Origin of the sequence: Catonella sp. (genome assembly GCF_052173895.1) — a bacterium.
Classification (GTDB): domain Bacteria; phylum Bacillota; class Clostridia; order Lachnospirales; family Lachnospiraceae; genus Catonella.
This window is the reverse complement of sequence record NZ_JBQMXS010000047.1, coordinates 1-13,174: the sequence shown is the minus strand read 5'-3', so window position 1 is coordinate 13,174 and position 13,174 is coordinate 1. Positions and strand designations below refer to the sequence as shown.

General features: G+C 32.9%; 11 protein-coding genes. 2 read left to right on the top strand and 9 right to left on the bottom strand.

Annotated elements, in window-relative coordinates; genetic code table 11:
* Window positions 1-75: 75 nt before the first annotated feature.
* The 8 genes from rpsB to ACTTG8_RS08550 all read right to left on the bottom strand — a co-directional run bounded on the left by rpsB (window position 76) and on the right by ACTTG8_RS08550 (window position 10,748).
* Entirely contained in the window at window positions 76-801 is a 726-nt protein-coding gene (gene rpsB / locus ACTTG8_RS08585; protein WP_442561708.1) for a 30S ribosomal protein S2, read from the bottom strand.
* 240 nt (window positions 802-1,041) lie between these two features.
* Complete coding sequence (locus ACTTG8_RS08580; RefSeq protein WP_442561707.1) at window positions 1,042-2,127, bottom strand: hypothetical protein; 1,086 nt, start codon at window positions 2,125-2,127, stop codon at window positions 1,042-1,044.
* 228 nt (window positions 2,128-2,355) lie between these two features.
* Entirely contained in the window at window positions 2,356-4,296 is a 1,941-nt protein-coding gene (locus tag ACTTG8_RS08575) for a hypothetical protein (RefSeq protein WP_442561706.1), read from the bottom strand.
* Between the two features lie 416 nt (window positions 4,297-4,712).
* Complete coding sequence (locus tag ACTTG8_RS08570; RefSeq protein ID WP_442561705.1) at window positions 4,713-5,156, bottom strand: hypothetical protein; 444 nt, start codon at window positions 5,154-5,156, stop codon at window positions 4,713-4,715.
* Window positions 5,157-5,304: 148 nt separating this feature from the next.
* Window positions 5,305-6,291, bottom strand: a complete 987-nt coding sequence (locus tag ACTTG8_RS08565; RefSeq protein WP_442561704.1) for a hypothetical protein — start codon at window positions 6,289-6,291, stop codon at window positions 5,305-5,307.
* 105 nt (window positions 6,292-6,396) lie between these two features.
* The gene (locus ACTTG8_RS08560) at window positions 6,397-6,966 is read right to left on the bottom strand and encodes a hypothetical protein (RefSeq protein ID WP_442561703.1); all 570 of its coding nucleotides are present in this window, start codon (window positions 6,964-6,966) and stop codon (window positions 6,397-6,399) included.
* A 39-nt stretch (window positions 6,967-7,005) separates the two neighbouring features.
* Entirely contained in the window at window positions 7,006-7,764 is a 759-nt protein-coding gene (locus ACTTG8_RS08555) for a hypothetical protein (RefSeq protein ID WP_442561702.1), read from the bottom strand.
* 116 nt (window positions 7,765-7,880) lie between these two features.
* A complete protein-coding gene (locus tag ACTTG8_RS08550; RefSeq protein WP_442561701.1) occupies window positions 7,881-10,748 on the bottom strand; it encodes an AAA family ATPase in 2,868 nt (955 codons plus the stop codon).
* Between the two features lie 646 nt (window positions 10,749-11,394).
* Here ACTTG8_RS08550 and ACTTG8_RS08545 point away from each other — a divergent pair.
* Entirely contained in the window at window positions 11,395-11,874 is a 480-nt protein-coding gene (locus ACTTG8_RS08545; protein ID WP_442561700.1) for a DNA-deoxyinosine glycosylase, read from the top strand.
* Between the two features lie 11 nt (window positions 11,875-11,885).
* Here ACTTG8_RS08545 and ACTTG8_RS08540 read toward each other — a convergent pair whose 3' ends face one another.
* Entirely contained in the window at window positions 11,886-12,782 is an 897-nt protein-coding gene (locus ACTTG8_RS08540) for an Rpn family recombination-promoting nuclease/putative transposase (protein WP_442561699.1), read from the bottom strand.
* A 223-nt stretch (window positions 12,783-13,005) separates the two neighbouring features.
* Between ACTTG8_RS08540 and ACTTG8_RS08535 the strand changes: the two genes are divergently transcribed.
* Complete coding sequence (locus tag ACTTG8_RS08535) at window positions 13,006-13,143, top strand: hypothetical protein (protein WP_442561698.1); 138 nt, start codon at window positions 13,006-13,008, stop codon at window positions 13,141-13,143.
* Window positions 13,144-13,174 lie beyond the last annotated feature (31 nt).

The following is a 13,174-nucleotide window of genomic DNA, read 5'->3' as shown; positions in this document are numbered from 1 at the left end:
CTCTTTAACCATAGCTGCTGTAATTGCTGCCATTTTTTTCGTCCTCCTATTTGCTTTTATCTATATCTAAACTAATTATTCTTCTGTTACAACTTCTTCTGTTGTTTCTACAAACTGCTCACCCTGATTAGCCTCGATAACAGCATCTGCCATCTTAGCAACTATAAGTCTTACAGCTCTTATTGCATCATCATTACCAGGAATTACATATGTAAGTTCATCAGGATCACAGTTAGTATCTGCAATACCGAAAAGTGGAATATTAAGCGCATGTGCTTCCTGAATACAGATTCTTTCCTTCTTAGGATCTACTACAAAAATAGCATCTGGAAGTTTCTTCATTTCCTTAATACCACCAAGGTTCTTCTCAAGCTTATCCCAAGCCTTCTTTATCTGAATAACTTCTTTCTTAGGAAGTACATCAAATGTTCCATCCTCGCTCATCTTCTCATACTCTTTAAGCTTTGCAATACGGCTCTTAATTGTCTTGAAGTTGGTAAGCATACCACCAAGCCATCTCTCATTTACAAAGTACATACCTGAACGGATAGCCTCTTCCTTAACTGCCTCCTGAGCCTGCTTCTTTGTTCCTACAAAAAGAACAGTTCCACCATTAGCCACAATATTCTTCAAAGCCTCGTAAGCAGAGTCAACCATACCTACAGACTTCTGTAAGTCGATGATGTGGATACCATTTCTCTCGGTATAGATATAAGGAGCCATCTTAGGGTTCCATCTTCTTGTCTGATGTCCAAAGTGTACACCTGCCTCAAGTAACTGCTTCATTGAAATAACGCTCATTTTTCTACCTCCATGGTTTTTCTTCTGCCTGTTTCAGCGTTTAACTGCCATACCCATCGGGCACCATCAGTATAAAACAGGCATGATTTAATTGTTCTTGCATAAATGCCATTGCATTTTTACGCAAAGTATATTTTAACATATAATAATTATTATTGCAAGTTAAAATATAAGAAATAGTGGAAAACCTGTTGGTACAAGGGTTACTCCCCATTTCATCTTGTACCACTATTTTCTGTCTTAATTAGTAGTCTCATTTTGGGAATCCCCTAGTTTATTTATCAATTCTTCCAGTTCTCCTATTTCATTGTTTTTTATTTCCTGTTCTTTGTGCTCAACTAAGTATGTTTTTAATGCTATTAATTCTTTCTCAATTTCACATTCTTTACAAAATTTAATAAAAGCTTTATCAAATTCACCTTTGTCATCTTCATTTAGATTTTTCTTTGTTAATATTCTATAACTTCTCTTCATTATAGCTTTTGATGCTCGGTAAAAATAAAGATTCCATATTTCTTCTATTGCTTTTTTACCTTTTTCTTCTTTTAATTTATTTCTCAGATCTTCTAATGTATCTAGATCAAGAAATTTAATTGCCTCAAAACTACCATTATTTTTGAAAACAAAATCTTGTAAGTAATGATTATCAACAAAATTTCTTATCCATTCTTTTCTTTCATTTTGTCCATGTGTTTCACGTTTTTCCTTTTCATCTTCATTTTCATCTCCTATTTGTTCATTACCCACAAACTTTATCCATTCATACAAACCTAAACACTTTGGAAATTTATACTGAACTATGTCAAGACCTCCATTAGGATTAAAACCATTAAGCCAAGGCATAACATTTCCAACGGTTGTCGTTAAATGAAAGTACATTTTCGCCAAATTGGATATTTGTATTTTTTGCGAACATTCGTTACTACTATTACCTATTTTGCGTGTAAACATATGTACTTCAATTTCATTTTTTACTCCAGAATATTTTTGTTCTGTTTTATCCCAATCAATATAATACTCAGACTCTTTTACTTCTCCTTCTATTGTTTTAATACTGTTAATATATTTTCTAAATAATTGATTAAATGCATTTAAAACCTCACCTTTTAAACATATTACTTTATCCTTGGCATCTAAAAATATAATATGTTCACTTTTTTCCTTATAATTATTATACTCTTTATAACTTAAGATTGCTTTTTTACTTTTATCTAATTTCCCTTTATTTTTCTTATTAAGTAGCCACTTTAATGAATCAATATTCTCATCATACAAGCTCTCAGTAAGTTTATATAATTCTTTTGCATTCAACTCATTCTCTCCCATCTCTCTACACCTCCAAATTATATTTTCTACTTCTCAATCCTACCATATAACCCTCAAAATATAAATAATAATTTATTTCTTGCTCTCCTCAAAATTTAATTAAGCTATCTTTAACTCCAATTCACCCTCTTTTTCATTTGCAAAAAGTCTGAAAAAGCGAATGCCGGAATTTGCGTTCGCTTAAAAAGCTTACATTCAATATTATCACTTCAAAATACTTTAAATACATTACTCTAGTGGTATGGAATTAAGTATCAGTCTGCCTTTTTTATACTCACTCCATACTACCTTTCCATTGTAAATAATTGGAGCTTCATCTGCTATTTTCATATCTTCCAAAGTTTTTATTTCAGAAAGCTTATTTCCGTTTTCATCAACAATCAGATATTGTAATACACTTTTATAAGTGTTAAAATTTAGCTTATTCCAAATCAGCATGATTCTTGTTTCATCAAGTTTCACCATCTTAGGAGCAGTATAAGTAGTATTCTTGTCTAAAGTATAATCCGTATATTTATTTTCAATTACTTCTAAGGTATTTTTATCCAGAGAATAAAGTATCACATCTCTTTTATCTACATCTTTACCTGTAATATTAAAGCTATCAAAGCCTGTTGCTTTTGAATAGTCAATCCTATTCACTCCGACAAGTACTTTATTCGCTGTATGTAAGGCAGAACCGATAGAAACTCCGGTTTGGTTTGCTCCGATTTCTCCCGGAATATTAAGTATTTCTTTCTCCTTTGAAGGTGAGAACAACCCTCTTTTTCTTGTATTATACCAATCTCTTTCTCCTGTGTACATACTTTCCGTCCTAAGCCAGCTAACCTTTATACTTCTTGGATATGCATCACCATGGTCTACCACTATAAATTCATTTCCGTCAGCCATGGCAAACTGATTAAAATCATGACTTACATGATTTCGCTGAAACGCACCTAAATCATCTGCATTAAGAAGTGACATTGTATCTTCATTAAAAGCTATTGTAAGCTGACTTTGATGTTCGTCATATCTTTTTTTTGCAGTATGTATGAGTATTTTTTCTCCTATCTCTGCACATCTTAAAGAACCAGAAGCAAAAGGATATACCGTGTAAGCTCCATTTACGGAAAGAGTCCCAAGTTCATTAAATTCCCTGTCATATTTAACTATCCTTACGACCTCTTTACTGTCACTTTTTTCCTTATTATTATTTCCGAAAATAAGGTAATTGTACTCTTCACCCTTGTAAAAGCCACCAAATTCTTCGCCTTGAAAAGGGATTTCTTTGGATTCTATATTTTTTCCTAAAGCATCATACCAATTTATACTTATTACTCTTATTATTTTATCCTCTTCATCATTATATTCATCTATTGCTTCAAACCTTACAAGATTTCCAGCTTCTTCATATAAACAATTTTGAATTGGACTTGCCATTCTTCCATTTATATCATAATCTCCAATGGCTGTAGTTCTATAATGAACCATTCTTCCATTTATATCATAACCTCCAATGGCTGTAGTTCTATAATGAACATAACCTTCAATAGGTGGCTTATCTGATTTTAATTCCACTACATTCTCAGGCAGTTTTGTGTACAGCAAGTATTTTTTCTTTGCCATGTCCTTAGCATAAACTAAATCAAGCTTTTCTGCCAATTCGTCAAAGTCTGCATATAATACCTTATCCTTTGACCAGTAAGAGTCAGACTTTACAACATATCCTTTAACTTCTATCTTATCTCCATCTATATCTAACTCTATATTTTCAGGCTTTCCATAAATACTTTTAGGTAAATAAATATGGTTGGATTTATCCTTATATTTTTTCCCTAGATTTACCTTTACTATTTTTTTCTTTGTATTTACACTTATTTTTGCTTCTTTGGCTGTTCCTTTTAAATTACTGAAAAAATCTTCTACTGAAATATATATTTTATTATTCTTACTATCTGTGTAGAAGTCAGTTCCATACTCGCTCTCTCCTTCCACTACAGCCTCGAAATACTTTAATACTTTTTTATCTTTCTTTACTTTCTTTTTAGCCGGTTTAACCGCTTTCTTTTTTGCATATACCTTGATTACACTACCGTCTAAAGCTCCTGTTTCTAAGGCTGAAACGCTAAGTCCTAAAGCAAGAATTGATGATAATAAGGCTGTTTTAACATATTTTTTTAATTTCATTTTATATTTTCTCCTCGTATAATGTCTTTTAGATACACAACTACATATATCTTGGTTAATAAGTTACTAAATAAATATTATTCAACATACTTCTCTATTATTTCATCATAGGTTGATTGTGGCATTTTTCTATACTCTTAAGAGCCTCATTAAGAAGATTGCAGTCTGTTTCAAGAAAACTGAGATAGACTTTTTTACCGGGAGGATATATGTTACAAATAAAAAATTTAACTATTACACATAAAAAGGATTTGCGTTCATATCTTTTCTCCGAGTCCTCCATTTATTTAGGTGTCCGGCCATTTTGCTAATTCGGTATTTAATTGTCAATGTGTAGGTTTGTTATTTATACTATTATTATAACATTAAAAGAGAGTATAATTAACCCTCTTTTAGCTTTTTTATATTTGTCTATTTTATTCAATTACAACTTTATACATTGCCGACCTATTTTCAAGACTTTTTTTGGGTGTTCCTTTTTTAGTCATTACCTGCCTTACCTTACTATATTCTCCTTCACCTTTCTCCACCAGCTTAAAAAACTTTTTGCCAAGCCTTGCCCTTAGTGTCCTAGGCTCTCCTGCATAAGTCATGTATATATTATGAAATGTAGGCGATATTTCGCTTAGTTCAAACTCTTTTTCCACATTAGCAGGGTCATTTATATATTCTGATATTTCCTTAAATACTATGTCTTCTATATCAGCTTCTGATATTTTGCCTTCTTTTTCATCACTAAGGTTATAATAAGCATTTAAAATGTCTGTGACTATTACACTTACCTTCACTCCTTTTTTTTCACTATCTTTTCTAAGTGCTGCATTAAGCTCATCACTTGGATAAAACTGTATTCTTTCCATAACTAAATTCCTTTCTTTATAATATTATTTTCTATGCCAAAAATCTAATTTCATATACTTTTCGGTAATCGCTTAAGAATGGATAGAGAATTTGGGGCAGGGATTTGTGCCTAGGTAGAAGTTTCATTTTTCTTTTATGCCTTGCTCCTTATAGTTGTTCTATCAATGCTTTCATTTCTTCCAGTTCATTTTTTATTTCTTTTATTTTATTATTAAAGTATTTTGTTAAATTGTTTACATCTTCCTCTACTTCATATTTCTTGCAAAATTTACTAAATTCTATATCAAATTTAGATTTACCATCTTTATTGGGATCTTCCTTAGTTAAGATTCTATAACTTCTTTTCATTATTGCTTTTGATGCTCGGTAAAAATACAGATTCCACCTTATATTTGAATCTGTTATTGTTTCATCATAAAATATAAGTGCTTCTGTTTCATTCTCATTGACAAAGTCCTGTAAATAATGGACATTAACCAAACTTTTTTTCCACAACTCTATTTCTTTATACTGCCTTTTATCTATATTTCCTTTATCAATAACTATTTCAACCCACTTAGAATTTTCTTTTTGTTTATCCTTATCATGTAAATTCCAATAATTGCTTTTACCAGAATCGCTAAATTTGTATTGAAATATATCAAGCCTACCTCCAGTACGAGGATTAAATCCAATAGGCCATGGCATAATATTACCTACTGTTGTTACTAAATGAAAAAACATTTTAGACAGTTCAGAAAATTTCTTCTTATCGCCATTGTCACCAATATCTGTTTTATATTTTGTAAGTATATAGGTAGAGTTATTCAAAACTTCTCCAGATAGCTTTATATCTTCATTTTCAAGACGAAATTTTGCACTTCTCCCTGCAAATACTGTAAAATCATTATACCCATCATTACCATTCTTTCTTATTATAAATGAGGCGTCTTTATATATTTTATATTCTTTATAGCTAGATACAGCACAAAAGCATTTATCCAAAAGATTGCTATTTTTTTTATCTTCTAAATAATAAAACACATTATCTTTTCCTTGTGCATCATCACAGGCTTCTATAAATAAATTTTCGGTTAATTGTTCATACAAACTTTTTGCACAAAACTTTTTCCATGTATCTTCTGTACTTCCCATCTTTCTCCTCCATCTTTTTTCACTTCCCCTCCATCATACCACAAAGTGAAAGAGAAAACGAGTACAAATTCTCCGTTTTCTCTCCACTCTGTTCATCAGGTAAATTTACTCAAGATTTCTTCTTTTTCTCCCAGAAACAAATCTCCTTCTTGGCTTTGGTTCAATTCTGTTATCATTTACTGATAAATCATAATGGCAAATATTTCTATTTAAAAGCTCACTTCCATCTCCTTCATAAGCATCTGATATGATGTGCACACAGGATAAAGTATAATACAACCTTGTATCCATCTCATCTCCTCCCTCTTCTACTTCTTTCAGATAAAGTTTCTCCTTCAACTGTATCAGTTCCACAAGACTTTTAAGTGACGGTACTTTTGAGCCTGCAAGATAGAAGTGGTCTAGCCTTACAAGGTCTTTAAGAAAGTCTAAATCTTTTACATTTTTGCCTTTATAAATGTAGAGCTGTGTCAGATTTTTCATCTTGCTTATAAAATCATAGCTTTCTAAGTCACAGTTAATTACCAGCGTCTGCACTTCTTCTGGATTTTCTATCTCTGTTTCGCTTAAAACTCTTTTTTCAGGTGCCTTGAAGTTAAAGCAGTCCCCATCATATACCCAGGGCAGACCATACGCCATGTGCAAATTATCTTCTGTATCAATTAGTAAACGCATATAAGCCTCCTTTAAATATTTATCATCATCTTCACTTATTTACTTAACTTCTAAAACTAACATTGCATGGTCTGGAGTTCCTTTGCATTCACTCTTCCAGTCTTCAGGCTTTTTATCAATCCTGTCCAGATAATCCCAAGAATAGTGGGTATCTTTTACATATACATTTTTGCAAATTGCAAAATCTATTGCAACCCTGCTTTTATTATGATGAACAAAGCTCCATTTACACAAAGCATTTTCATTAAACTGAGGCGACTTAATGCTATATCCTTCTGCAATCGGATACTCTGTCTCATTTTCTTTTACATAATTTCCCGTAAAATTAAAATCCCCTACTACTATAACATTTTCATCATCAGGTAATTCCTGTAAATATTTATTCAAGTTTTCAAACTGCTTTTTCTTAAACTCTGCATTTGCTGTCTTATCTTCTTTGTAACCATCGACTAAAATTCTGCTTCTATATCCAATAATCGTATACTCTTTACCGCAACATACCACTTTTATCTGTAAAAAGTCTCCCATTCCATCATCAAATATTTCCTTCTTTTCAATAAAGCTATAATCTCTTTTCATTGCAATAAGAATTTCATTTCCATGCTCCTCTTCAATGCTATTATTAAATATGTAATACCATGATAACTTACTCAGTTTTTCTTTCCACTTTTCAGTCCTTTTAAATTCAGTAAGTACAATTATATCTGCTTCTGTCTTTTTAATCTCCTCAATCACCCAATCTTTTATTTCAGTTTCTTTACTAGCTCTTTGATTTATATTCCATTCGATTATTTTCATATTGGTCTCCCTTCAATCTGTTTGTAGCAAAGCAAAAGAGAAAACAAGTATGTTTACCCATTTTCTCTTTACTCTGCTCATTTTTAATTTGTTATATTTTTAACATTAGGTTTTACCTAAGCACAGAACCCTATAAGCTTTCTTGTCTCAGTTTCTTCTTCTTTCGGCTCTGTTATGTCCTCCGCTTCAATCACTGTAAGCATTTCCTCAGTAATCTCATCAGGAGTCAGTCCATACAGCCTCTCAGCTATATTCATCTGCGATTCTTCAAGGATTTTTCTTATGAACCTGCCATTGCCGTAGCCCTCTTTAGTCCTTGCTTTTTTGCAGATATTTCTAAGCTTTTCCATAGCTTTTTCTGTAATAGTTATACCATTTTTTGAGGCCATAAGCTTTGCTATATCAAGAAGTTCATCCTCAGTGTAGTCATCAAATTTCACCTTAAAAGCTATTCTGGAACTCATACCGGGATTCCTCTCAAGGAATTTCTCCATCGGCTTATCGTAGCCTGCAAAAATCACAACCAGTTTTTCACGCTTATTCTCCATCTCTTGTACTATGGTGTTTATAGCCTCATCGCCAAAGCCATTCTTTGCATTCTCTACAAGGCTATATGCCTCATCTATGAAAAGGACTCCACCCTCAGCCTGCCTAAACTTGTCTTTGACTATCTTTGCCGTAGAGCCTACCACAGTACCTACCAGGTCTGCCCTGCCACATTCTATAAACTTCCCCGAAGGCAAGACTTTCTCATCTTTTAATATCTCAGCTAAAAGCCTTGCAACTGTTGTTTTCGCTGTACCGGGGCTGCCTGTAAATGTAAGATGAAGAGCAGGCCTTGGCTGTTTTATTCCTCTTTCCCTGTAAAGTTTTCTAAGCTTAAGCCCTGCAACCGCCTTTTTTATTACAGCTTTAGCTGATTCAAGCCCTACCATAGCTTCAAGTTCCTTCAGCGCAGTACCGGGTACTCTTTCCTTTTTTAGATTCTCACCCGGCATAAATATATCCACTTTTTCAAGGATAAAAAGGTCATCTTTCCCTATGTTTTCTATATTTCCCTTTTCTTTTAGCAGCCTCACTGACTGGTTCTTTATGCTGCTTTCAAAAAGATTGCGAACAAAGCGTCCATTGCCGAAGTTTTCTGTATATCTTACTTTATCAAAAATATAAGATGCTTCTTTAACAGCCTCCTCTGCCGCTGTAAAGTCCCTTTCCTTCAGCATCAGCTCAAATATCTCTGTAAGCTCCTCTGTCGAATAGTTTGGAAAATCCACCCAATATGGGATACGGCTCTTTAGACCTTCATTCTGTTCTAAAAACCCTTTCATTCTGCCGCTATAACCGGCTAGTATCACTATTACCTCCTCTCTTCTATTTTCAATTTCCTGCAGCAAGGTTGTAGTAGCCGTCTCACTTGTAAGAGCATATGCTTCATCAATGAAAAGTACACCACCTTTAGCCGCTTCAAAAGCCTCTCTTATACCAAATTCACATCCCAGCCCGGTTAATTTTACTCCACTGGTCTCCACAAAAATTCCGCTCTTTATTACACCTTTTTCTTTAGCAATGCCTGCTATGCACCTAGCTACCACAGACTTGCCTGTACCCGGATCGCCTCCAAAAATCATGTGCATTGAAGATGACTTAAAGTTAATGCCTCTGCACTTTTTTCGTTCTGCTTCCACACAGTAAGCTGCTATTATGCTATCTATCTGCTCTTTTACTGTTTTAAGTCCTATAAGGCTCTGAAGTTTTTCATAAGCAGATTCTGCATTCTCATCTCTGTCAAGCATAAACTCCTCTTTGCCAAAGGTATATGCTTTAATTATGTTCTTATTAAGGCACCATGCTTCAAAGCGGTCATAAGCCCTTATTATATCCGTCTGCGTAAATTTGTCGCCAGGATAATTCTCCAAATATTCTCCTGCCTGATAAGCATATTTTTTGTACTCAGAGTCTTTAATAAGGCTTTCCAGGTATTTGATTCCACCTTTCCTGTCGGCAGTTCCTTCTCTCAGGTTTACAGACATTATATATTGGGCTAAGTTAGGGAGAAGATAATATGAAAAACCGGGATTATCTATATTGTAGGTGAATACAAAAAGAATATCTTTCCTATACTTTTTTACAAGCCCTTCTATATATTTGCATACTTGTGCATACTCTGTAGGGCTGTTTCCAAACCTCTCAGAAAGGTCAAAAACTATGCTGCCGCCTTTGTTAGTCTCTATTATTGTATCAAGATGGTTGTTGCGCTTCCATGCATTAGGACTTATTTCAGTTATAACAGAAACTCTCCTGTTCGTTATCCTTTTTGCCTTTAACAGGCTTTCCAAGAGCTTTTCAGTAATGCTAAAAGCCGCTTCATTGCTTCTGGCTGCAACAAAATAATGGGCTATATTTCCCTGATGATCAGAAACATTGCTATGGAACTCTATATTCTCCAGCTCTTCTTTAAGTTTTTTATCATAGATAAAGTCTTCTTGTTCATTATTTATACGAACCAATCTTTCCTCATATCCATAATAAAATTTTTCATTTTGTGTAAGTGAACCATCAGTGTAGCTCCTTAACAGTTCGTAGATTTCATCCTGCATCTTAATGATTGTCCTGTATACATAGCCTCTTCTATCTCCTTCGTTATAAAATCCAAAGTAATCTGTCATTGTAATTTCGGATGGTGCTTCTGCTATCTCGCTTATGCCATACTCCTTTAACCGGTTCACTATATGGCTATAAGCTTTATCATAAGATAATTTGTTATTATCATACGAAAATGTAGCCAAAACTTTCTCTGCATTTTTTTCTTCGTTATATCTATATATAAAGAAAAAAATGTCATTTTCCATATTTTTATATAGCATACGGTTCAATTCATATAAAATATTATCCCTTTCGCCATAATAGGCATCTACATCGTTTTCTTTGGCAAATTTTTTGATTTTTTCCGAACTAGTCTCTAGTGTGATCGTAAAGTATTTCATATACTTCTCCTTTCAAGGCACTTGACAAAATACAGATATATGCTATACTCTATGTAAGTTAATTTAAAATAAAGTTTAGCATATGTGTCCTTTTTCCGAGTCCTCCGCATATTTAGGTGTCCAGCCGTTTTACTGACTTGGTATTTAGTTGTCAATGTGCAGTCTTGTTGCAGTTTTTTGTTTCTCACAGTATTATTATAGCATAATTATGAACGAATATCAACCACTCTATGATAATTTTTTGATATTTTTTATATTTCGTGAATACGCCTAATTGTTTTCTAATTTTCTAAATAACTAGGCTATATTTGTTTATTTTATTCAATTTACGACTGTTTTTACAATCTCTATTATTTAATCACAAATATTCTCTTTTAATATCCACTTCCACATAGGTATTACCTTAACTTTTATCCCCTCATATTCAAACTCTGCCTCTTCACTGTTAGTAATTACAATATAAATCCTTAGTTTCCCCCTTTGCAGTCAAATATTCCTTAAATGAATAAGGAAAACTCCTTTCTTGTGAATAAGACAATTTTGATTCGTTTTTGTATTGTCTACAATACATTATATTTCCTCTTATTTTCTTGCACCTGTTCTTTTTCTCTGTTATATTATTACTATCAATTCAAAGGAGATCTTTATGACAAAATACAGTTTTCCCCCACTTATCAACTCATCTTCAAAAATCCTGATTCTTGGCTCTCTTCCGGGTGAAGAATCTCTAAAACAGGTTCAATATTATGCACATCCACGCAATGTCTTCTGGAAAATTATGTTTACTGTTTTTAACGAAACTTATAGCGAGGACTATTCTATAAAATGTGAACTCCTTCTTAAAAACCATATAGCTCTCTGGGATATGGTACATAGTGGTAATCGCAAAGGTTCTCTTGACTCAGATATTAAGAATGAAATTCCAAACAATATTGAGGGATTGTTAAAAGAATATCAAGGTATTTCTAAAATCCTTTTAAACGGAAAAAAGGCAGAGGCGATGTACAAAAGATATTTTAAACAAATACCCGTAAATACTATCACTCTGCCTTCTACAAGTCCTGCAAATGCAAGACTAAATTTTGAAGATAAGCTTAATTTTTGGAAAGAGGCATTATCTTTCTAAATACTCTATTATTAAATTCCATACTCCTTGTAAAGTTCATGTCTCTTTTCTTCATTTTCTAAAGCATCTTTAACAGCATCATTCTTGCCTTCTGACAGTAAAAGGCTGATTAACTTTGCCAGACAATTCTCTCCTTTTTCTACACCTCTTGCTTCTGCTCTTTCAAACATAGGTTCAAAAAATTTCTCCATGGATTTCCCTCCTTCTTCACTTTCCTCTGGTATAGTTACAATTTCACCTGTAAGCTTCAAAATAAGTTCACATATTTCTTCAGGATGATTTAATTCTGTACTTTCCGAAGTATGATTACTTCCATTCGCCAAATAGTCTGCCAAGAGTCTAAAGTCCTTCTTAAACTTATTTATATCATCTTCAGTCATCTTTTTCAAGTCTATCAAGTTAACCTTATAATCACTTACATACCTTGTTATTGTTCCTTCCAATTTAAGCCTTTCATACAATGTAATTTTATGCTTCCATTCTTCTTCACCATAATATATAACAAAGGTTATTACAGGAAAAATATCTGATTTTTCTTCCATAATTTCTATATTTTTAGCACTCTCAAAATTTCTTCTTTTCCTGCTGGCTTTTTTGGCTAATTGAGTTCTATAAGATGCTCCATCATACGAAAGTATCCTAAATACCATGTCTTCATCAGGTATATCCTGATTTTCAATTCCAATCAAGGAAATAACTATTTCCTGCTTTTTCCAAAGTTTTACTACATCCCTGTCCTGAAACCTGTATCTGCTGTCATCCCCTTTATATTGGCTCCAACTTGGTATGTCAAGCAATTCATCTTCTTTAACCACCTGCTCACCATCAAACATAACTCCATTAACAAAGGTAGCAAAGACATCATTAAACATTAATAGTTTCTTTTCTAAAATATCCTTCTCTCCCAATTGCTCTCCTTTCCTTTTAAAACACCAACTAAATAAAACCATTTTTTTGGATTTAACAGTTTGAAAATAATAATTTTGAAATAACAAATAATTCTTAGACTGGTATAGATCAAAATCTTCAGGGAATATTATAATATATTTTTTTGAAATTGTAATCAGCAAATTAAACAAACTTTTTATAATTAACTATACATAATAAACAAAATTTTAAAAGGCAGAGGCGATGTACAAAAGATATTTTAAGCAAATACCCGTAAATACTATCACTCTGCCTTCTACAAGTCCTGCAAATGCAAGACTAAATTTTGAAGATAAGCTTAATTTTTGGAAAGAGGCAATCAATCCCCTGAATCAAGCTTAAGCACACTCATAAATGCACTCTGAGGTATCTC

What these genes read in the sequence shown, in the direction of transcription:
- rpsB (WP_442561708.1), bottom strand. Translation starts at nt 801, where the DNA reads ATGAGCGTTATTTCAATGAAGCAGTTACTTGAGGCAGGTGTACACTTT.
- ACTTG8_RS08580 (WP_442561707.1), bottom strand. Translation starts at nt 2,127, where the DNA reads ATGGGAGAGAATGAGTTGAATGCAAAAGAATTATATAAACTTACTGAG.
- ACTTG8_RS08575 (WP_442561706.1), bottom strand. Translation starts at nt 4,296, where the DNA reads ATGAAATTAAAAAAATATGTTAAAACAGCCTTATTATCATCAATTCTT.
- ACTTG8_RS08570 (WP_442561705.1), bottom strand. Translation starts at nt 5,156, where the DNA reads ATGGAAAGAATACAGTTTTATCCAAGTGATGAGCTTAATGCAGCACTT.
- ACTTG8_RS08565 (WP_442561704.1), bottom strand. Translation starts at nt 6,291, where the DNA reads ATGGGAAGTACAGAAGATACATGGAAAAAGTTTTGTGCAAAAAGTTTG.
- ACTTG8_RS08560 (WP_442561703.1), bottom strand. Translation starts at nt 6,966, where the DNA reads ATGCGTTTACTAATTGATACAGAAGATAATTTGCACATGGCGTATGGT.
- ACTTG8_RS08555 (WP_442561702.1), bottom strand. Translation starts at nt 7,764, where the DNA reads ATGAAAATAATCGAATGGAATATAAATCAAAGAGCTAGTAAAGAAACT.
- ACTTG8_RS08550 (WP_442561701.1), bottom strand. Translation starts at nt 10,748, where the DNA reads ATGAAATACTTTACGATCACACTAGAGACTAGTTCGGAAAAAATCAAA.
- ACTTG8_RS08545 (WP_442561700.1), top strand. Translation starts at nt 11,395, where the DNA reads ATGACAAAATACAGTTTTCCCCCACTTATCAACTCATCTTCAAAAATC.
- ACTTG8_RS08535 (WP_442561698.1), top strand. Translation starts at nt 13,006, where the DNA reads ATGTACAAAAGATATTTTAAGCAAATACCCGTAAATACTATCACTCTG.